19 protein-coding genes and 1 pseudogene are annotated in these 19,452 nt (G+C 61.8%); 14 read left to right on the forward strand and 6 right to left on the reverse strand.

Annotated elements, in window-relative coordinates; genetic code table 11:
• Window positions 1-176: 176 nt before the first annotated feature.
• The 9 genes and pseudogenes from FJW10_RS24200 (at window position 177) to FJW10_RS30550 (ending at window position 11,244) form a co-directional block, all read left to right on the forward strand.
• Window positions 177-1,712 (forward strand): ABC transporter ATP-binding protein, encoded by a 1,536-nt coding sequence (locus FJW10_RS24200; RefSeq protein ID WP_181177649.1) that lies wholly within the window; start codon window positions 177-179, stop codon window positions 1,710-1,712.
• On the forward strand, window positions 1,709-2,749 hold the full coding sequence (locus FJW10_RS24205; RefSeq protein ID WP_140901930.1) for an ABC transporter permease: 1,041 nt from the start codon (window positions 1,709-1,711) through the stop codon (window positions 2,747-2,749). The genes FJW10_RS24200 and FJW10_RS24205 overlap by 4 nt, the downstream gene beginning before the upstream one ends.
• Window positions 2,737-3,726: an ABC transporter permease gene (locus tag FJW10_RS24210; protein WP_140901931.1), complete on the forward strand. Its 990-nt coding sequence runs from the start codon at window positions 2,737-2,739 to the stop codon at window positions 3,724-3,726. Before FJW10_RS24205 ends, FJW10_RS24210 begins: the two co-directional genes overlap by 13 nt.
• A gap of 15 nt (window positions 3,727-3,741) precedes the next feature.
• Window positions 3,742-4,755: a nucleoside hydrolase gene (locus FJW10_RS24215; RefSeq protein WP_140835734.1), complete on the forward strand. Its 1,014-nt coding sequence runs from the start codon at window positions 3,742-3,744 to the stop codon at window positions 4,753-4,755.
• Window positions 4,752-5,696: a nucleoside hydrolase gene (locus FJW10_RS24220; RefSeq protein ID WP_140901932.1), complete on the forward strand. Its 945-nt coding sequence runs from the start codon at window positions 4,752-4,754 to the stop codon at window positions 5,694-5,696. Before FJW10_RS24215 ends, FJW10_RS24220 begins: the two co-directional genes overlap by 4 nt.
• A 1,243-nt stretch (window positions 5,697-6,939) precedes the next feature.
• Window positions 6,940-9,261, forward strand: coding sequence for a mechanosensitive ion channel domain-containing protein (locus FJW10_RS24230; protein ID WP_246674362.1), 2,322 nt, complete (start codon window positions 6,940-6,942; stop codon window positions 9,259-9,261).
• 107 nt (window positions 9,262-9,368) lie between these two features.
• A pseudogene (locus tag FJW10_RS30545) lies at window positions 9,369-9,667 on the forward strand (IS481 family transposase); the annotation flags it as partial.
• Window positions 9,668-9,865: 198 nt separating this feature from the next.
• Window positions 9,866-10,816, forward strand: coding sequence for a DUF5996 family protein (locus FJW10_RS24240; RefSeq protein WP_140901949.1), 951 nt, complete (start codon window positions 9,866-9,868; stop codon window positions 10,814-10,816).
• Window positions 10,817-10,893: 77 nt separating this feature from the next.
• Window positions 10,894-11,244, forward strand: coding sequence for a hypothetical protein (locus tag FJW10_RS30550; protein WP_181177651.1), 351 nt, complete (start codon window positions 10,894-10,896; stop codon window positions 11,242-11,244).
• 124 nt (window positions 11,245-11,368) lie between these two features.
• On the opposite strand, the gene FJW10_RS24245 is transcribed toward FJW10_RS30550, so the two are convergent.
• Both FJW10_RS24245 and FJW10_RS24250 read right to left on the reverse strand, forming a co-directional pair.
• Complete coding sequence (locus FJW10_RS24245; RefSeq protein WP_140901936.1) at window positions 11,369-11,950, reverse strand: nucleoside 2-deoxyribosyltransferase; 582 nt, start codon at window positions 11,948-11,950, stop codon at window positions 11,369-11,371.
• A gap of 354 nt (window positions 11,951-12,304) precedes the next feature.
• On the reverse strand, window positions 12,305-12,742 hold the full coding sequence (locus tag FJW10_RS24250) for a transcriptional repressor (RefSeq protein ID WP_140835740.1): 438 nt from the start codon (window positions 12,740-12,742) through the stop codon (window positions 12,305-12,307).
• 109 nt (window positions 12,743-12,851) lie between these two features.
• Here FJW10_RS24250 and FJW10_RS24255 point away from each other — a divergent pair, with 109 nt between their 5' ends.
• Genes FJW10_RS24255 through FJW10_RS24265 form a run of 3 tightly spaced genes read left to right on the forward strand, consistent with a single transcriptional unit; the run spans window position 12,852 to window position 15,311 of the window.
• On the forward strand, window positions 12,852-13,733 hold the full coding sequence (locus FJW10_RS24255) for a zinc ABC transporter substrate-binding protein (protein ID WP_140901937.1): 882 nt from the start codon (window positions 12,852-12,854) through the stop codon (window positions 13,731-13,733).
• Entirely contained in the window at window positions 13,730-14,524 is a 795-nt protein-coding gene (locus FJW10_RS24260; RefSeq protein WP_140860665.1) for an ABC transporter ATP-binding protein, read from the forward strand. The genes FJW10_RS24255 and FJW10_RS24260 overlap by 4 nt, the downstream gene beginning before the upstream one ends.
• The gene (locus FJW10_RS24265; protein WP_210239825.1) at window positions 14,508-15,311 is read left to right on the forward strand and encodes a metal ABC transporter permease; all 804 of its coding nucleotides are present in this window, start codon (window positions 14,508-14,510) and stop codon (window positions 15,309-15,311) included. Before FJW10_RS24260 ends, FJW10_RS24265 begins: the two co-directional genes overlap by 17 nt.
• Window positions 15,312-15,413: 102 nt before the next feature.
• On the opposite strand, the gene FJW10_RS24270 is transcribed toward FJW10_RS24265, so the two are convergent.
• Together FJW10_RS24270 and FJW10_RS24275 are read right to left on the reverse strand one after the other, a co-directional pair.
• Window positions 15,414-16,118 carry a hypothetical protein gene (locus tag FJW10_RS24270; protein ID WP_140901938.1) on the reverse strand — a complete coding sequence of 235 codons (705 nt, stop codon included), beginning with the start codon at window positions 16,116-16,118 and terminating at the stop codon, window positions 15,414-15,416.
• Between the two features lie 76 nt (window positions 16,119-16,194).
• Complete coding sequence (locus FJW10_RS24275; RefSeq protein ID WP_348639766.1) at window positions 16,195-16,839, reverse strand: HupE/UreJ family protein; 645 nt, start codon at window positions 16,837-16,839, stop codon at window positions 16,195-16,197.
• Between the two features lie 13 nt (window positions 16,840-16,852).
• On the opposite strand from FJW10_RS24275, the gene FJW10_RS24280 reads away from it, so the two are divergent.
• The gene (locus FJW10_RS24280; protein ID WP_140901939.1) at window positions 16,853-17,032 is read left to right on the forward strand and encodes a hypothetical protein; all 180 of its coding nucleotides are present in this window, start codon (window positions 16,853-16,855) and stop codon (window positions 17,030-17,032) included.
• A 703-nt stretch (window positions 17,033-17,735) separates the two neighbouring features.
• Window positions 17,736-18,221, forward strand: a complete 486-nt coding sequence (locus FJW10_RS24285; RefSeq protein ID WP_140901940.1) for a hypothetical protein — start codon at window positions 17,736-17,738, stop codon at window positions 18,219-18,221.
• On the opposite strand, the gene FJW10_RS31000 is transcribed toward FJW10_RS24285, so the two are convergent.
• A complete protein-coding gene (locus FJW10_RS31000) occupies window positions 18,206-18,598 on the reverse strand; it encodes a hypothetical protein (protein WP_181177652.1) in 393 nt (130 codons plus the stop codon). The genes FJW10_RS24285 and FJW10_RS31000 overlap by 16 nt on opposite strands.
• Before the next feature lie 135 nt (window positions 18,599-18,733).
• A partial coding sequence (locus tag FJW10_RS30560; protein WP_210239826.1) for a hypothetical protein occupies window positions 18,734-19,452 on the reverse strand: 719 nt, incomplete at its 5' end.

The following is a 19,452-nucleotide window of genomic DNA, read 5'->3' on the forward strand; positions in this document are numbered from 1 at the left end:
CTGATCCGCCTCCGGTTCCTTTGCATCCGTTTTTCGCGTGGGCCGGTTCGCTGGCTCAATCGACTTGTTTCCAGACGGAAAGCCGCTACACGCTTTTGCTGGAATTGCCTTGGAGCAGTGAAGCTTCCGTGTCCGACGTGTCACTCTCCCCGGCATCAGTCACACCGGCGGCTACCGTGGAGACGGCCGTCGAACTGATTGGCATCACGAAGCGTTTCAACGCCTTCGTCGCCAACGACAACGTCTCCATTGCCGTGCGCGGTGGCGAGATCCACGCCATCATCGGCGAGAACGGCGCTGGCAAGACCACCCTGATGAACGTCCTGTTCGGCCTGCTGCAGCCCGACGAGGGCACGATCCGCATCAACGGCAGGGACATGCTCATGGCCGATCCGGCCGCCGCTATCGGCGCGGGGCTCGGCATGGTGCACCAGCACTTCAAGCTGGTCCCTTCCCTCTCCGTGGCGGACAATGTCTTCCTCGGAATGGAAATCCGCCGCAACGGGCTGATCGACCACGCCGCACAGATCGAGAAGACGCGCGAGCTTTCCGAGCGCTTCGGCCTGAGGGTCGATCCGACGGAGCGCGTCTCACTGCTGTCGGTCGGCATCGAGCAGCGCATCGAGATCCTCAAGGTGCTGGCGCGTGGCGCGCGCACCATCATCCTGGACGAGCCGACCGCGGTGCTGACGCCACAGGAGAGCCGTGAGCTATTCCAGACTCTGCGCGGGTTCGTCGCCGGCGGCATGACCGTCATCTTCATCTCCCATCACCTCGAGGAGGTGATGGAGGTTTCCGACACCGTCACCGTGCTGCGCCACGGCAAGCATGTCGCGACGCGTCCGACGGCCGAGCTTACCAAGACCGATCTGGTGCGCATGATGGTCGGGCGCGACGTCAGCTTCGAGCGGCGCCGTCGCGACAAGAGGGCCGGCGAGGTGGTGCTCGACGTCAAGAATTTGTGGGCGCGCGACGACCGCCGGCTACCGGCGCTGCGCGACGCGAGCTTCATCGTGCGTGCCGGCGAGATCGTCGGCATCGCCGGCGTTGCCGGCAACGGCCAGACCGAGCTCGCCGAAGTGCTCGCCGGTCTGCGCCCCGCCAGCCATGGATCTGCCCTTCTGAAGGGCCGCGACCTGACCGCGCTGTCGCCGGCGCGGATCCGCGAGACGGGCCTCGCCCATGTTCCGGGCGATCGCATGGCGCGCGGCGTCGATGGCGGCGCATCGATATCGGCGAACCTGTTGATGGGTCGCCAGTCCAAGGCGCCATGGTCGCGTCACGGCGTCCTCGACTGGAAGGCGGCGGCCGGCCATGCCGTCGACATGATCAAGCGCTTCGACATCCGCGCGCGCGGCCCGGCGGACACCGTCAAGCGGCTGTCCGGTGGCAACATCCAGAAGGTCGTGCTGGCGCGTGAATTCACCAACGATTCGGATTTCCTGCTCATCGACCAGCCGACGCGCGGCGTCGACATCGGCGCCCAGGAATCCATCCACGACGAGATCATGCGCCAGCGCGCCGCGGGCCGCGCCGTTCTCGTCATATCGGTGCAGCTCGATGAGCTCCTTACGCTCGCTGATCGTATCCTGGTCATGTTCAACGGCCGGATCATGGGCGAGGTCGAGGGCGATGGAGCCGACGGCGAAAGGATAGGCATGATGATGGCAGGTGTCGAAGCCGAGCCGGCGACAGACGGAGCGGCATCATGAGTGACCGGTTGCGTGCCGTTTACGGACAGGTTCTCGCCGTCCTTTTCGCCCTCGCCATCGGCGCCGTGATCATCATCCTGGTGGATGAGAGTCCTGTGAAGGTGTTCATGACGCTGCTGCGCGGCGCCTTCGGCGACCAGTCCAAGGTCGCCGGCACACTTCTGCAGACCACGCCCATCCTGATCTGCGGTGTCGCCGCCTGCATCGGCCTTCGCGGCGGCATGTTCAACGTCGGCATCGAGGGACAGCTTTTCCTCGGCGGTTTCGCCGCCGCCTGGGTGGGCTTCGACCTGCCGCTGCCGGCCGGCATCCACATGCTGGTGGGCCTGCTGGTGGCGACTCTCGCGGGCGCCGCCTGGGTGTCCATCCCGGCCTTCTTCCGCGCCCGCTACAACACCAATGAGGTGGTCTCCACCATCCTGTCGAACTATGTCGCGGTGCTGCTGACCTCCTACTTCACCATCTTCCTGTTCAAGCGGCCCGGCGGCTGGTCGGAGACGCCACCTGTCCTGCCTACGGCCTACCTGCCAGAGCTGTTCTCGTTCTCGCGCCTCAACTGGGGCCTCATCATCGGGCTGGCGCTGGCGCTCTTCTTCGCCTGGTTCTTCCGCTACACCAGCAAGGGCTACTCGATCTCGATGGTCGGCTCGGCGCCGAAATTCGCTGAATATGGCGGCGTCGACGTCAAACGGCAGGGCTTCCTCGTCCTGCTTGCCTCGGGCGCGGTCGGTGGCCTCGCCGGCGGTGTCGAGACGCTCGGCGTGCATCACCGTTTCATGGAGGGCTTCGCACCCGGCTTCGGTTTCGACGGCCTGATCGCGGCCCTCCTTGCCAACGGCTCGCCCATCGCCACCATCGTCACGGCGCTGTTCTTCGGCGCGCTGCGCAGCGGCTCGCTGCTGCTCGAGGTCGAGACGACAGCGTCGCGCGAGATCATCACGGTCATCCAGGCCCTCATCATCCTCAGCGTATCCGCGCAGGTGCTGATGAAGCGCCGCGGCGACAGCACGGCGGGAGAGCGTCGATGGAAATTCTAGACAAGCTCCTCAACGTCGCGCTCCTGGTCGCGACGCTCAGGACCACCGCGCCGATCCTGCTGGTGGGCCTCGGCGGCTCCTTCACCACCAAGGCGGGCATCTTCAACATCGGCCTCGAAGGCCAGATGCTGGTCGGCGCCTTCTTCGCCGTGCTCGGTTCCATCTGGTCCGGTTCGGCCGTTGTCGGCGTGCTGTGCGGCGTGGCGGCGGCACTCGTCTTCGCCCTCATCTTCGCGCTTCTGGTCGTCACCTTCCGCGCCAACGAGGTGGTGGTGGGCCTTGCGCTCAACATCCTCGCCGGCGGCATGACCATCTCGCTGATGAAGGCGATCTTCGGCACCCGCGGCTCGATCGTCGGCCACGGCATCGTCGGCCTGCCCAAGGTGCAGATCCCATGGGCCCGCGAACTGCTGGGGTCATGGGCGCCGCTGATCTCCGGCTACACGCCGATGGTCTACGTCGCCTTCATCACGGTGCCGCTGCTGGTGCTGTTCTACAAGCGCACCAAGCTCGGCCTCTACATCCGCGTCGTCGGTGAAAAGCCCGAAGCGGCCGAGGCGCTGGGCATCTCCATCACCCGGGTGCGCTACATCGCCTCGCTGCTCTGCGGCCTGCTCGCGGGCCTTGCCGGCGCGCACCTGTCGCTGGGCTACATCACCATGTTCACCGAGAACATGTCGTCGGGGCGCGGCTTCATGGCCGTGGCGATCCTGATCTTCTCCAACGGCGATCCGCTGAAGGTGCTGGGCGGCTGCCTGCTGTTCGGCTTCGCCGATGCCTTCTCGCTCAGGCTGCAGACCTTCGGCTTCCCGTCATACCTCATCCTGACCGTGCCCTATGTGGTCGCGCTGGTGGCGCTGTTCGCGCTCTCCTATCGCGGCCGGCCGCGCATCATCCGCGAGACGTTCGACAGCATGAGGAAGCTGCTCTCGGTCGAGAACAGGCCGACGGAAAACGACAACACCCTCCCAAGGTAAGGACGCAACACGCATATGGAACGCATAATCCTCGACGTGGATTCAGCGGGCGACGACATCCTCGCCGTGCTGTTTGCCGCAGCCAGCCCGCACGTCAAGCTGGAGGCGGTCACCACGGTCACCGGCGCTGCCGGGCCGATCGAGCAGGTCACGAACGTGGTGCTCAACACGCTCACGCTCGCCGGCCGCGACGACATCCCGGTGCATGCCGGCGCCTGGCGGCCGATCGTCGGCCACGCCAAGGCCGACATGGAAGCGCCCGTGCATTTCGAGAAGCGGCTGACCGCGCGCTTCGGCGAGCGGCTGAAGAAGTTCAATCCGCCGGCCCCGACGCCGAAGCGCCAAGCGACGCCTGGCCATGCCGTCGACTTTATCATCGACACCGTGATGGCCGATCCGGGCGAGGTCACGCTCGTCACAACCGGCCCGCTCACCAATGCCGCCATGGCCTTCCTGCAGGAGCCTCGGCTCGCGGGTGCGCTGAAGCGGCTGCTGGTGCTCGGCGGCACCTTCCAGACGCCCGGCAACATGACGCCAGTCACCGAGTACAATGTCTGGGCCGATCCGGAGGCCTCGCGCATCGTGCTGAACGCCGAGGTCGACAAGATCCTCGTGCCGCTCGACATCTGCGAGGACAACCGCGTCGCCACCTCGATGATGACGCGCGACGACATTGCAGGCATGCAGGCGGTGGCCAAGAACAACCCTGTCGTCGACATGATCGCCGAGGTGTTCCCGATCTATATCGACATCTGGCGCGAGTTCTTCGGGCTCGTCGGCTTCCCGCTCGATGACGTCATCACCGTCGCGCTCGCCTTCGATCCCGGCCTCGCCACGCTTACCGAACCGCTGTTCGTCGACGTGCTGACCGAGGGCCGCGTGGCGCGCGGGCAGACGGTCGCCTATCGCGGCTTCCAGATCCTGCCCGGCGGCGGGCCGAAGACCACCCGCATCGGCACCGACCTCGACGGCCGCCGCTTCCTGAAGGTCTTCAAAGATACCCTTGCCCGCTACGAGCGGACCGCATGACGAGCCAGACCATGACCCCTACGCCTATCCTCTTCGATTGCGACCCCGGCCACGACGACGCCATTGCGCTCGTTATGGCGCATCGCTCGCCGGCCGTCGAATTGCTCGGCGTCACCACCACATGCGGCAACGCCGAGATCGAAAAGACCACCGCCAACGCGCTGCGCATCCTCGAATATATAGGCGCCGGCGCTGTTCCGGTGGCCGCCGGCTGCCACCGGCCTTTGGCGCGCCCGCTGGTGCTGGGGACCGCCGACGGCCCAAGCGGCCTGGAAGGCTCGCCCTACCTGCCCCAGGCGACCATCAAGCCGGTCAAGCAGCACGCGGTGGACTTCCTGGCGGAAAAGCTGCTGTCGCGCGCCGAGCCGACCGTCGTGGTCGCCACCGGCCCGCTCTGCAACATCGGCCTGCTGCTGCTCAAGCATCCGCAGGTCGTGCCCAAGATCAAGCAACTCATCTGGATGGGCGGCGTCTTCTACCGCAAGAGCGAGATCATCACGCCGACCGAATTCAACGCTTTCTGCGACCCGGAAGCGCTGCGGATCGTGCTCGATTCCAGCGTGCCGATCACCATGGTCGGCCTTGACGTCACCATGCAGGTTCTGGTCGAGAAGCCGCAATATGCCGAGCTCGCCAAGATCGACACCCCGCTCGGCAAGCTGGTCAACGACTGGCTGCTGTTCTACGAGAAGCTGCACCGCAACTCGATGGGCGTCGGCGGCGCCATGCACGATCCGCTGGCGCTGGCGCTGGTGATCGACCCGACCCTCGTCAGGACGCGGCCGGCGCATATCGGCGTCGATCTCAGCGGCAGCTACACGTTTGGCGCCACCGTCGCCGACTTCTGGAGCGAGCGTGGTCTGAAGGACAACGCGCTGATCGCCAACGAGGTCGATTCCGACCGCTTCTTCAAGCTGATGTTCGATCTACTGAGGGATTGATCCAAAGAGCGCCGTGATCTCGGCGCTCTTCTTCTCCTGCCACTAAACCACTTCCGGCAGACATGCTGCCTGATCGGGGCGTCCCGCCGGTGGTGTCCTGCCAGAAGGACCGTGCAGCGCCTGGCAGCCGGCATGGTCCTTCTGGCGAAGATTAGCCGGCGCGACGGCGAGCTTGATGCGAACCTCGTCTCGCCCGCCGAATTGGCGGCCCGCCGAGAATGTCGAAGGAGGCTTGCCATACGACTGGTCAGCAAAACGTCGCAAGAGATTCCTAACTGACCGATCGCGTCAATCTGTTGGCTGGAAGCCCGATCGCGATCGGGCTTCCAGCCGCGTCAGAATTGGTCGCGGACGCTTCTGCGCGGCGCCTTCAAGGTGGAAAACCATAGTCAATATCATGTATAATCATCGGGGTTTTCGGTTTTGCAATGGATGCTAGTGGCGCCAAAATGCACTTAATCCCGGTGTGCCTGCGAAATTCCCGACAAAGTGGAACATCATCAAATGTTAACATGCACCGATAAGTGTGAAGTTTCGTTAGGAACATATGGGAAAACCCGAAAGCTCTCCTTACAATCTCACCGATTGTATCAGTCTGGCAATCTAAACTGATTAGAACCGAGCAGATTCCGCACGTTATTAGCCTGTAGGGTAGGGGTTAAGGGGCAGCATAGGAACGACAGGAGGTCGCAGACATGCGTGCAATCTTGACATCGACCGCTTTTGCTTTGGCCATGGCTCTGACTAGCATGCCCATCGACCGGGCTTCGGCCCAGGATCTTGAACTCCATCTTGACAACGGCCGCCCGAAAATCAGGCTTCGCGATGACTGCGACCCGAGCCGCGAAGATTGCCGTGACCGCCGTCAAGGCAGTGGTGATCGCTGGGCGGGACGGCGTGAATGTACACCCGAACGGGCGCTGGACAAGGCCGACAGGATGGGCGTCCGGCGGGCCCGCATCGACCATGTAGGGCGCCGCAGCATCGAAGTCCGTGGCCGCTCGCGTGATGGCGAACGTGTAAGCGTGCGGTTCGATCGCACGGACGGCCGCTGCCCCACATTGGACTAGGCGCGACATGGCGACCTGAGCGCGTCCCAAGGAGCGGAGCGTTCACCACACTCAATGAAGGTATCACCCCCGTCAGGGCTCGCCCTGCATTAATACCAATGCGAAGAGGTGGCTACCTATGTTTGAGGCAGCGGCAGCGCGCCCCGACCGGTCGATTTTTGCTTGGGCTAGCCGTGCGAACTCTGATTTCTCTCTTGTTGTTTCTACTTCTCTCGGGGGCACCAGGCTTCGCCCAACCGGCCGCACAAGGAGGTCCAAAGCCCGGCGAGCCGAGCGCGGAGGTCGAAGCGCTCATCGGCATCCTGGAGAATGATCAGGCGCGGCACCGCCTGATCGACAGATTGCGCGCCGCAGCCGCTGACGACCATCGGCCGGCCGCCGAGGTCGCGCCTGAAACGACGATTGCACAGGAGGTCGCCGCGTATACAAGGGACGCGGCAGAGAGCGCTTCGGGCCTGATCAAAACAGTCGCCGGCCTCGTCGAGAGAATTGGCGGTGTCTTTTCCGGAGGCGTCTCGATCGATGTGCAGAGTCTCTGGAGCGCTGTACGCAACAGCGCCCTCGTCGTGGTGCTCACCTTCGCCGTGTACCTCGTGCTGAGGCTCGCCTTTGGACGGTTCCAGCGCGCATTCGCCAGTGCCGCGACACGTGGAGGCAGGTTCGAGCGGTTCGGCTTCATCGGGTTGTCCGCGCTGGCCGATGCACTCACCGTGCTCGCGGCCTGGGCAATCGGTTCGGTGTCTTCGCTGTCTGCATTCGTTATCGACCAGGCAGGCCAGGCGGAGATGAACCGGGCGCTGTTCCTGAACGCCTTCCTGGTCATCGAGTTCATCAAGGTCCTTGCGCGCACGCTGCTTGCCCCCAGGTGGCCAGCGCTGCGAATCTGGACATTGAACGATACAACGGCAGCATACTGGTATTTCTGGCTGAGCCGCTTCGTCGGCGTGGTCGGCTACACGATGTTCTTCCTCGCGCCGATCGTTGCGATCAACGCTTCGGAAGACGCCGCGCAAGTGATCCGCGTGGTCGTGATGTTTGCGGCGCTGGTGCTGGCTCTGATTGTCATCCTGCAGAATCGCGATCCGGTGCGGCGATGGCTGCTGCGCCGCAGCGAGACCCGCCGAACCGACATTCTGGGCAGGTTCCTGGCCGGTCTCGCGAGATTTTGGCATGTCATGGTGATCGGATACCTGGTCCTTGTCTTTGTTCTGTGGCTCGCGGCTCCCGCAATGGCCCTGCCCTTCGTCCTCGCGGCCACTATCCAGTCGATCGTCGCGGTGGCCATAGGCGTTCTGCTGACAGGCGTTATCGCGCGGGTCGCCGGGGCGGGGATAAGCCTGCCCGCCGAAGTCAGCGGGCGGCTTCCGTTGCTCGAACGGCGCCTCAATGCCTTTGTTCCCAATGTGCTCAGGGCCGTTCGCGTCCTGGTCGCCGGGGTTGTGTTGCTGGTCATCGCCCAGTTCTGGCGAGCGGCAAACATTGTCGGGTGGCTGTCGAGCGAAGTCGGCCAGCGCTTCGCCGTTTCAATCGTTTCCGCGATGCTGATACTGCTGGCCGGCGGCCTGATCTATCTCGCCGTCCAGTCGTGGGTTGAGTATCGCCTCAATCCGAATTACGGCCATGTTCCCTCCCCACGCGAACGGACGCTTCTCTCCCTGTTCCGCAACGCCTTTGTGGTTGCGCTGGGCGTCCTCATTGTCATGCTGGTCCTGTCCGAGTTTGGCGTGAACATCGGGCCACTGCTTGCCGGCGCCGGCGTTGTCGGCCTTGCTGTCGGCTTCGGAGCGCAAAAGCTGGTGCAAGACATCATCACCGGCGCCTTCATACAGTTCGAGAACGCGATGAACGAAGGCGATGTTGTAACGGCAGGAGGGATTACCGGCACCGTCGAACGGCTGACTATCCGGTCCGTGTCGCTGCGCACGCTCGACGGCGCCTATCACCTCATCCCGTTCTCGTCCGTCGAGGCCGTGACAAATTTCATGAAGGGCTTCAGCTATCACGTCGCATCGATCGGCGTGGACTATGGGGCGAGCATACCAGAGGTGAAGCAGGCGATGCACGACGCCTTCGACAGACTGAAGGAGGCCGGATTCGCGGGCGACATCATCGGTGACCTCGAGATGCACGGCGTAACCGAGTTCGCCGACTCCGCCGTTCTGGTTCGGGCCCGCATCAAGACCAAGCCCGGCAAGCATTTCGCCTTGGGTCGCACCTACAATGAGATCATCAAGGAGATTTTCGACGAGCGCGGCATCGAAATACCTTTCCCCCATGTCACGTTTTACATGGGCGGCGAAGACAAGCAGGGCAAATCACCGCCGCCGCGCGTCAAGCAGCGGCATCCCAAGCCAACGCCGACGGCGGGAAAACCCAAGCGCGGCGCATCGACAAGCGCGGCGCTGGCCAAGCCGTCCAAACGCCAGCGCAAGACCAGAGTCCGCCAGGACGGTCCACCCGACCAGACCGTTGTCTCACCCGATGACGGCATCTGAGGGTGCCACTATGCCTTCTTATGCGATTTTCGAAGCACAAATGACGAACATTTCGGACTTGCAGCCCTTCAGCCTACCTCAGCAAGGCGGTCGGTACCGCAGGGCGAAGGAAGCTGTCCAAGCGCTACGGGATGGACCCGAAGGCCGTTGCCAAGCGGAAGGGTCGGACTTGGTCGCCGATCTGCCGACTGGACCCACAGCTCCATGGTATTTCGAGGCTGGCTGAGGTCGAAGGCGACAAGCAGCTCAAGAAGAAGTTCAAGGCCTATCCGATCGGCTGCTTCCATATCGACATTGCCGAGGTGCAAACCGCCGAAGGCAACGCTACCTGTTCGTGGCCAACGATCGCACCGGCAAGTTCGCCTATGCCGAACTCCACACGCGGGCAACAAAAATGATCGCAGCCGACGCCAGCGGCATGCATCATGCTCGTCCAGTGGAAAGACTAACCGGGTCAATGGCTGAGAGTCGTGGCATGTTGGTCGGTCACGAATATCGACCATCGCTCCGAGCCCGGGTGGTCTGGCCAATATGCAGGCACCCTCCCTATAGTGCGCGTCTATCGCAGCCTGCAATCAATCGCATCGAACCCAGGAAAGAACCCATGTCGTCTGCCACGAAATCGGAACGCTGGCCGGATCTCCCTTTCGCCGCCTGGAAGGACACATATGAAACCCTCCACCTTTGGACCCAGATCGTCGGCAATATCCGCCTCATGCGCGAGCCGTGGTTGAACCATTCGTGGCATGTGCCTCTCTATGTGACGGTTCGCGGCCTGACGACCTCGCCGATTCCCATGGGTGGGCGAGCACTCCAAATGGATTTCGATTTCATAGACCATCTGCTGTGGCTGAGGACCAGCGATGGTCACATCCGGCAAATCATGCTCGCGCCAAAGACAGTGGCGGAGTTCTACGACGAAGTGATGGTCGCACTCGACGGGCTAGGGCTCACGACACCGATCTTTGGCCGCCCGTCCGAGATCGCCAACGGTATCGCGTTCGAGCAAGACCGTGTCCACGCCTCCTACGATCACGACTATGCCAACCGCTTCTGGCGCATCCTGCTCTCCACACACGAGGTCTTTTCACGATTTCGCACCGGTTTCCTGGGCAAGGTCAGCCCCGTGCATTTCTTCTGGGGCGGCTTCGACCTAGCGGTCACGCGCTTTTCGGGCAAGCGGGCGCCGCTGCATCCGGGCGGCATTGCGCACTTGCCCGATGCCATCACCCGGGAAGCCTATTCGCATGAGGTGAGCAGCGCCGGGTTTTGGCCAGGCGGCGGCCTCATCGACTACGCAGCCTTCTATTCCTATGCCTATCCCTCCCCGGAAGGCTACGCCTCCGCGGCGGTCCAGCCGCAACAAGCATTCTTCTCCAAGGCGTTCGGTGAATTCCTCTTGCCCTACGACGAGGTACGTCAGGCGGAAAACCCGGAAGCCATGCTCATGTCGTTTCTGCAGAGCACTTACGATGCGGCGGCCGATTTCGGCAAATGGGACCGCGACGCGCTCGAATGTCCTGTCGGCGAGCCCTGCCGGCCACGCCCGCTGTAGATAGATAGCAGGGCGGCTCGAGTTGAACCTTGGATCCTCACGTCGAAAGGCCGCTGTCGTCCTTGGTTAGCGGAATTATGGAGTCTGTGGTCGTCAATGATGATCGCAACCCCGGCGGCGCGCCACGCACCCCTTTCCCAGCCGAGCCTGCCGGAGACTTCACGCGTGCGCTCATCCAGGTTCTGTCGCCGGACGATACGGAACGGGCGATCGAGCATGCGTGCAGAAGCCTGCGGCCGGGCGATGTGATCTACATCACTGGAAGCGGGATCATCGAGTACGACCGGTTGAGCCCCGCGGCCGGCGTCTATCTCAATTTGACATCGATGAACCTCTATCCCGGAGGAACCGCCTATACGATCTCCGAGCATTTTGCATGGCTGACGAAAGCGGGGCTGCGTCGATACCGCGCGTACCGCCTTGCTTAGCTCGTTGATGCAGTTGGCCTGTGTGGACCGATCGGCCATTCGCTCGGCTGCGGACCTTCCCCAGGCAATGCAACGCTCATCGTCTAAAGGGTCGTCCCACACGGGTTCTCCGATTCAGTAGAGGCTATTTGATTCGCCTGAACCAGTTGGCAGCGAGCTCGACGCACCTTTCGAAATATTCGAGCGCGGCATAGATATCCGTCGGATTGGTGTGACCGGATACGAGAACCCCGGTTGATCGCGCTACGGCGCTGGCCATCATGAGATTGTCGATCATATCGTGCTCTTCAACCTGCATGCCTTGAGGGTCTTCGCGATCGCCGGTGTCGCGAATTGTTATCTTGCCATCCCAAAAGCCAACGACGCGCCCAGCGAAAAGTCTTCCATCGTTTGAATATGCGAAAATCGGCTTGTTCTGCGCGCGCATGTATCCCATTTCGAAAGCCGATCCGGCATCCATGCTCGGGCCGTGATAAGGGGTCATGTTGACGATGGCGGCATCGCATTCGTTCATGGCCGTTTCCATGGTGTCATAGGCATAGAGACCCTGTTCAAACCTCGACAGCGGCCTGTCATATTTGATGACATCTGTTGGATAAAGACCAACGAGCCCATGCTTGGAACATATCTCTTTCTTTTTTTCCCCTAGTTCGAAAGATTTTGCCGAGAACACATCGGGGCCGGCGAGATATATTTTGGCATTCATTTTTTTCACCTGTCTTGATATCTAATGTGGATGGACGCCTGTGGCGTATCTTTATCGCGGAAGAGCGCCCACTTTCGTTGCCGGGGTTCGAAAAAACGGGCGGAATCGATCGTCTCAATCATGAAACAATTTGCCGAGGCTCCTACAAGTGCTTCCGGCGATGTTGGTGGGTGCGCCCATAGTCCAGACTCGGGTCCGTGCAAACCGAAACAGAAATCTGGCGCCCCGAGAACAGAGTTGGATCGATCAGATAGGCGATCACGCAAGGGTCGTGGAGCCAGGGCCCTGAAAATTTTAACTCACCGATTGCCCTGCCGTTGGCACTGCCCGTTATTGCCGCCCTAACTTTGGGTTTTAATGTTCGTCAGCGGAGCTAGAGGCACTGCAACTGGCGCAGCGCACCTTGAGTTCGATGGCGACAGCCTCGACCTGCAAGGCTTCTTGCCTCGCCCAGGCCTCAAGCAGCCGATCGACTGTCCCGTCGTGGTGCTCGACAACTGTTCCACAGCCATCGCAAATCGCGAGAATCGTTGTTTGCCCACGATGGAGATGGACATCGGTGCACCGGACGAACGCATTGATGCTCTCAACCTTGTGGACGATGCCGCATTGAATAAGGCTGTTGACCGCCCGGTATATCTGCACGGGTGATTTGATCCCGTAAGGCTTCAGTTTTCTCAAAATCTCGTATGCGCCGATCGGCTTGCGCGCCTTCGCTATAGTCTCCAGGACCAGTGCCTGGTTTTTCGTCAGACCGCTGAAGGTCTGACCGGCCGAGAGCGGATCGAGCATCAAATCACATTTCTGTTATGTGATAACATCGCTTTCTCATTGACCAATGTAATAACATAACCTACCCAGTGGTCAATCGGGTTGAATCGGACTGCAAAAGGAGAAAGACATGCGTTCCTTTCCTTTCACGGCGGCGCTGTTGCTCGCGGCGGCACTGCTCGCAGGCGGCGGTGCTCGCGCCGAAGATAAGGTGAACATCGTCGCGGCCGAGAATTTCTATGGCGATCTCGCCCATCAGATCGGCGGCAGCCACGTCGCGGTGACCAGCATTCTTGCCAATCCCGATGACGATCCGCATCTGTTCGAGACCAGCCCCTCGACGGCGCGCACGATCGCCGACGCCAAGATCGTCATCTACAACGGCGCGGATTACGATCCGTGGATGGACAAGCTTCTATCAGCCTCCACCAACGCGCAGCGCACGACCATCGTGGCCGCGGATCTGATCGGCAAGAAGTCGGGCGACAACCCGCATTTGTGGTACAATCCAGCGACGCTGCCCGCGATCGCCAAGCAACTCTCCGCCGACCTTTCAAAGCTCGACCCCGCCAATGCAGCGCACTATCAGGCCAACCTGGCGAAGTTTCAGTCGTCGTTGGATGCAATCAACAAGCAGATCGACGACGTCAAGAAGGCCTATAGCGGAACCGAGGTCACCGCGACGGAGCCGGTGTTCGGCTATATGGCCGATGCCCTCGGCCTCAAGATGCTGAACTACGATTTTCAGGTCACGATGATGAACGATGCCGAGCCGAGCCCGACGCAGGTGGCGGCATTCGAGAACAGCCTCAAGGACGGATCGGCCAAGATCCTCTTCTACAATTCGCAGGTGACGGACGAAGCGACGACGCGCCTCCTCGACATTGCCAAGCAGAACAAGGTCACCGTCATAGGCGTAACCGAGACGGAACCCGCCGGCAAGACGATCCAGTCGTGGTTCGGCGGCCAGATCAGTGACGTGCAGAAGGCCCTGGCCGCCCGCACACAATGAATGTCATCGCCTTCGACAGGGTCACATTGACCTATGGGGGACGCCGGGTTCTTACCGACGTCTCCTTTTCCATTCCACAGGGTGCGTTCGTGGGGCTGCTTGGCGCCAATGGGGCGGGCAAGACAACGATGCTGCGCGCGGTCCTGGGGCTTTTCCGTCCGGCCAGCGGAACGATTTCCGTCCTTGGCCGGCCGCCGACACGCGGCAATCCCGCCATAGGCTATATGCCGCAGGCGCGCCGCACCGTGACCCATGCGGGCATCAGCGGCTTCGATCTCGTCGTCACGGCGGCGGGCGGCCATCGTTGGCGCTGGCCGGCGGCGTCGGCGCTCGAGAAGGACGCGGCATGGAAAGCGCTTGAAGAGGTCGGCGCGGCCGATATCGCCAGGAGGCCGTTCGCGGAGCTGTCGGGGGGCGAGCGGCAGCGAATCCTCATCGCCCAGTCGCTGATCGGCGACCCCAAGCTGCTGCTGCTCGACGAGCCGCTGATCAGCCTGGACGCCGCGCATCAGCGCACCATCATCGAACTCGTCCATGAGGTCGGCGAGCGGCTGGGTATCGCCGTCATTTTCTGCTCGCACGAGATCAACCCCTTGCTGCGCGCCGTCGATGCCGTCCTCTATCTCGGGAACGGCAACGCCGCGATCGGGAGCGTCGACGAGGTCATCAACGGTCCGGTCCTGTCGAGGCTTTATGGAACGCACATCAACGTGGTGCGGGTAGGCGGACGCATCTTCGTGATGGCCGACGACGTTGAACTGGAGGGCGCCGCGCATGTTCACGATGTTTGACTACGAATTCATGCGCAATGCCTTCGCCGCATGCACGGTCGTTGCCATCGTGACCGGGGCGGTAGGATATTTCCTCGTGCTGCGAGGCCAGACCTTCGCAGGACATGCGCTGGCTCATGTCGGATTTCCCGGCGCAACGGGCGCCGGCCTGCTCGGCCTGTCGCCGTTCTTCGGGTTGACTATCTTCACCGTGCTGGCCGGCATCGGCATCGGCCTTCTGGGCGAAAGAGCGCATCGCGACGTCGCGATCGGCATCGTGCTGACCCTTTCGCTCGGTCTCGGCTTGCTTTTCCTGCATTTCTACACGGCTTTCGCGTCCCAGGCGACGAATGTCCTGTTCGGAAATGTGCTCGGCATCAGTTTCCGGACGGTCATCATCCTTGCAGCTCTGTCCGTGGCGATCCTGGTCAGCTTGACCGTCATTTCCAGACCCTTGCTCTTCGCCAGCCTGCAGCCTGAGCTGGCGGAGGCAAAGGGCGTGAACCTCGATCTGGTTTCGACATTGTTCATGATCATTGTCGCCGTGACGACGGCTGAAGCCACCCAAATCGTCGGCGTACTTCTCGTCTTCGCGCTGATGGTCGCCCCGGCGGCAACGACGCTGCGCGTGACCCGCGGTGTGCTGCGGGGTATCGTCGTTTCGGTCGCGCTTGCGGTCGTCATCGCCTGGAGCAGCCTGTGGCTTGCTTTCCTGACCGACTGGCCGACGAGTTTCTGGATCACGTCGCTGGGCGCGGCCGCCTATCTGGTCGCCGGTCTCATCCAGCGTTTGAAAGCGGGGCAATGATTTCCCGGTGCACGGCTGAAAGCGTCGAACACCAGAGTAGTCAGCCTGCAGCCCGGCTTGATCGGCTACGCGTTCGGAGGTTTTTCTAGGCCGCGACCCCGTTCACGGCATCAGCTTGCGTTCGCCCTGCCTCAAGGGGTCGCGCGGCCGGGTAAATTGCTGAACAGGAGCCTCGTAGCGGTATTTCCCAGTGCCCAATCCATCGGCTGGAGCAGCCGCCGATGGTTGGGGCATGGTTGTTGGAGGTTTGGTGGCGATCGCCGTTCCTCCAAGGAGGAGCCCGATCGCGACCAGCCAACTGCCCAGGATGCGTGTGCCGATCGTGTACCACGCAGGCGGGAAAATCCGCCCGATAAGGCCGACGGCGACAACGATCCAAACGGCGATGATCGTCCCCGAGAGCGGTATTCGGAGATCGTTCAACATAGGGTCGGTGAGCTTTGTGACAACGGCCAACAACGCGCCGATGAGACATGCTGCGGCAGGGATTGTCCAAGTTCGGAAACGACCAGAAACGACGAGAACGACGCCGATTATCAGCATCGAAAATGGCGCGGTAAGGAAAGCGTGAGTCGTCGCTCCCCTTACGCCGGCCATCACATCAAGGAATCGATCGTAAAGCAGAGTCCCGACCACCTCGCCCAGCAGCAATGCCACGAGTGTGAGAACTCCAAGCCTCAGGCTTACCAGAGCGGTTGCAACACCCAGTCCGACCAGCGGCAAGACGCGTTCAGGAGAAAGGGCGCTGTTGAGGATCCACCACGACGTCTGCGTCTTTTCCGAAGAGGTCGCAAGTACGCCGATCATGGCAACGCCAGCGATGGCCACGACAGGGCCTGACCATCGAAACAGGAATCGCCACGCCGATCGCTTGGGATATGTTTCAGGCCACAAGGAAATAAACGCCTCCCGCCGCGATCAATCCGCCCAGGCCCTGCGACAACCGTCCGCCGAATGCCTTGCCCAGCAGAAGTCCGAATCCGATACCCAGCAGGTGGATCAAGCCGGTGGCGATGACGAAGCCGATTGCATAGTCGGCCGGGTCGGCTGCATTCGGCAGTTCCGCGCCGTGGGCGTGTCCGTGGCAGATGGCGAACACGGCAATCATAAGCAACGCAACCCATTCCGCCGGCCGCCATGCGCAAGCGATGGCCAGCCCCAGGGCGATGATCGACAGCGCAATGCCAATCTCAACACCGGGCAGCGGGACACCTGCTATTCCGGCAATCCCGCCCACGACCATGATCAGCGGGAATGCAACCGGCAGCGTCCAGATCGAACGCCCACCGATCTGGGCGCCCCACAGTCCTACGGCAAACATGGCCAGGAAATGATCAGGCCCGGTCAGCGGATGTTCGAAGCCGCTGCCAAATCCACCCGTCCCCGATTGAATGATGTGCGCTTGCGCCATCGTGGACCCGGCCGTCAGAGCTGTTGCCGCCGCCGCCATGCCGTATGCAAAGTAGCCAAACCGGATTTGGCTGCTGATGGACGGCAGCTCCGCTTTCTCTTCAAGTGTCTGCGCCACTCACGAACCTGCCATGTTGCAAAACCGGCAAATTGCCATCGATGGAACCATCAAGATAGGACTTTTACGCTCAATGGATTCAGCGAACCAGAAAACGGCTATTTTTGGCGTTGAACTCGAAGCGGAGCGTCAATCGTCAGCGCTGGAGCGTGAGAGCGCAAGGGTGCCGAAGCTGAAAAGAGGAGGCGCTTGAAGTCCCGGTCCCCTCTGGGAGTTCAGTCCGGAGCAGATCTGGCGGGCAGATTGGCCTTCGGAATCGAACACTTGCCGAAAGACGGAGGCGATCAGCTTCGGGCTGGCGCCGCCAGAGCATTCGCGTGATCGAAGTTCACGTGACTGAGGCGTCCACGGTCCTTCGGGACCGCCGTCACTCGCCAGAATTGCCACCATGCCCCCCATGATACTTCCCCGGTGGGGCGCAATGGCGCTGCCATTTACAGACTTCCCCTCTTGGGGCCCTAGCGCGAAGGGCGATGGTCAGCATCGTCTCCGATGCCGCACGGAACAGCGACGGCCGGTGATTACTTTTAAAATAGCTTATACTATAAAACGGTTAGAATTTTAAACAAATTATCCAATTAATACACTGGTAACGCAATAATGTTGAGCGATGCTCTTAGGCTGTTTCGGATAATTATTCGCTAGATTTGTCAATTACGTCCACTGCGTTATGCGCGCAAGATGAGTGCTTGTTATATGGCCGCAATCGCAGAGCTTATGGATATAGTTTAGCCTGCTACTCGATGTGTCTTATCGCCCTTTAGCTTAATACCGCCGGTAAAAACCGATTTAGAAGCTGATCTACGGCACTTTGGAGAGCGTGAATCTCCACTCTGCCTTTGATCCATGCTGAACCGTAGTCGCTTGCTCAAAATCTTGTTCAGGAGGCAATGGACATGACCGATCGCATCACTTCCAGCACTTCTTCTGGAGTCGAGATCCTTTCTTCATTGTCTTCATTGTCTTCATTGTCTTCAGCAGCAGTAATTAACGAGGGCGGCGCAACGCGTTTTGTTGCATCGAGCACCCTTTCGCGACGCGATGCCGCCGGAGGTTCACAAGACGGCCTGAGTCCGATCGCCCATCCGCGCCCAGGCAAGATCGGGATCGTGAATCTCTTCAACGTCGAACGGCATGAGAAAAGCGAGCTCGCTCCGGAGGGCGAGCATAGCAAGATCGGGTGGGGCTATCCCAGCGAAGGCTCGCCTGACTCTCAGTTTTCCGAGGCGTCGTCGACCGGCTTGTTCCCCAGGCCGTTCGATGGGCCTTGCAGTTGTCATTGCAAGAAACCAGCGCAGAAAACCAATAGGAGCGTGCCATGTCCAAGACTTACAAGCATTCTCATTTCCTCCTTTCCACCACGGCGTCAATTGCGTTGCTGACAACTATCACAGCCCAGGCAGGTGGTGGGTTGGGTGGCCTTGGTGGTGCAGTCGGCGGAGCAGTCGGAGGCGTCGGTCATGCAGTAGGCGGTCTCGGTGGCGCGGTTGGCGGCGCGGTGGGTGGTGTCGGCGGCGCTGTAGGTGGCATCGGCGGTGCAGTCGGCGGCGCTGTAGGTGGCATCGGCGGTGCGGTCGGTGGCGCCGTAGGTGGCGTCGGCGGTGCGGTCGGTGGCGCCGTGGGTGGCCTTGGTGCAGTTGGCAGAGCGGCTGGCGGTGTTAGCACAGTGGGCGACCACGGCGTAAGTGCGGTCGGTAAATCGGTGAGCGGCGTGGCGAAGGGTGTTGGCAAGGTAGGCAAGGTCGTTCGCAACGTTCATAAACCCGTGCACAAGACTGTAAAGTCCGCCCGCAAGACCGCTGGCGCCGTCAGCAAGTCTGCGCGCAAATCAGTGGCCAGCCTTGGCAAATCAGCACTTAAGAGCGCAGACTCTGTTAGCAAATCTGCCAGGAAGTCAGTGGCCGGCGTAGTTACGACGGTGGGCGGCGCGGTTGGTGCCCTGAATACTACTGTGAACGGCCCGATCGGCGCTGCAACTGGTACGCTCAGTGGCGCGGTTGGCTCGTTGGCCAGCGCTGTGAATGGCGCAGTCGGTGGTGTCGGTGGTACCGGAGGCACGCTCGGTGGAACGGTCGGTTCTCTCGGGAATGCCGTGAACGGCGCGATCGGTGGAGCCGGTGGTGCCGGCGGTACGCTCGGTGGCGCCGTCGGCGCCCTGGGTAATGCCCTCAATGGTGCGGTCGGTGGTGCCGGTGGCATCGGTGGCTCGCTCGGCGGAACGGTCGGTTCTCTCGGGAATGCCGTGAACGGCGCGATCGGCGGAGCCGGGGGTGCCGGCGGCGCGCTCGGTGGCGCAGTCGGCGCCTTGGGTAATGCGCTCAATGGAGCAGTCGGTGGTGCCGGTGGCATCGGTGGCTCGCTTGGCGGTGCCGCGAACGGCGCGGTTGGCTCGCTGGGTACCGCGCTGAATGGTGCGATCGGCGGTGCCGGTGGTGCGGGCGGCACGCTCGGTGGTGCCGTTGGTGCCCTGGGCAATGCCCTCAATGGCGCGGCCGGCGGAGCCGGTGGTGCCGGCGGTACGCTCGGTGGCACTGTCGGCGCCCTGGGTAATGCGCTCAATGGAGCAGTCGGTGGTGCCGGTGGCATCGGCGGTTCGCTCGGCGGCACGGTCGG

Source organism: Mesorhizobium sp. B4-1-1, assembly GCF_006439375.1.
Classification (GTDB): Bacteria; Pseudomonadota; Alphaproteobacteria; order Rhizobiales; family Rhizobiaceae; genus Mesorhizobium.

Bases quoted from the DNA above. Each gene is read 5' to 3' on its own strand.
- FJW10_RS24205 (WP_140901930.1), top strand. From the start codon at position 1,709: ATGAGTGACCGGTTGCGTGCCGTTTACGGACAGGTTCTCGCCGTCCTT.
- FJW10_RS24210 (WP_140901931.1), top strand. From the start codon at position 2,737: ATGGAAATTCTAGACAAGCTCCTCAACGTCGCGCTCCTGGTCGCGACG.
- FJW10_RS24215 (WP_140835734.1), top strand. From the start codon at position 3,742: ATGGAACGCATAATCCTCGACGTGGATTCAGCGGGCGACGACATCCTC.
- FJW10_RS24220 (WP_140901932.1), top strand. From the start codon at position 4,752: ATGACGAGCCAGACCATGACCCCTACGCCTATCCTCTTCGATTGCGAC.
- FJW10_RS24240 (WP_140901949.1), top strand. From the start codon at position 9,866: ATGTCGTCTGCCACGAAATCGGAACGCTGGCCGGATCTCCCTTTCGCC.
- FJW10_RS30550 (WP_181177651.1), top strand. From the start codon at position 10,894: ATGGAGTCTGTGGTCGTCAATGATGATCGCAACCCCGGCGGCGCGCCA.
- FJW10_RS24245 (WP_140901936.1), bottom strand. From the start codon at position 11,950: ATGAATGCCAAAATATATCTCGCCGGCCCCGATGTGTTCTCGGCAAAA.
- FJW10_RS24250 (WP_140835740.1), bottom strand. From the start codon at position 12,742: ATGCTCGATCCGCTCTCGGCCGGTCAGACCTTCAGCGGTCTGACGAAA.
- FJW10_RS24255 (WP_140901937.1), top strand. From the start codon at position 12,852: ATGCGTTCCTTTCCTTTCACGGCGGCGCTGTTGCTCGCGGCGGCACTG.
- FJW10_RS24260 (WP_140860665.1), top strand. From the start codon at position 13,730: ATGAATGTCATCGCCTTCGACAGGGTCACATTGACCTATGGGGGACGC.
- FJW10_RS24265 (WP_210239825.1), top strand. From the start codon at position 14,508: ATGTTCACGATGTTTGACTACGAATTCATGCGCAATGCCTTCGCCGCA.
- FJW10_RS24270 (WP_140901938.1), bottom strand. From the start codon at position 16,118: ATGATCGGCGTACTTGCGACCTCTTCGGAAAAGACGCAGACGTCGTGG.
- FJW10_RS24280 (WP_140901939.1), top strand. From the start codon at position 16,853: ATGTTGCAAAACCGGCAAATTGCCATCGATGGAACCATCAAGATAGGA.
- FJW10_RS24285 (WP_140901940.1), top strand. From the start codon at position 17,736: ATGACCGATCGCATCACTTCCAGCACTTCTTCTGGAGTCGAGATCCTT.
- FJW10_RS31000 (WP_181177652.1), bottom strand. From the start codon at position 18,598: ATGAACGTTGCGAACGACCTTGCCTACCTTGCCAACACCCTTCGCCAC.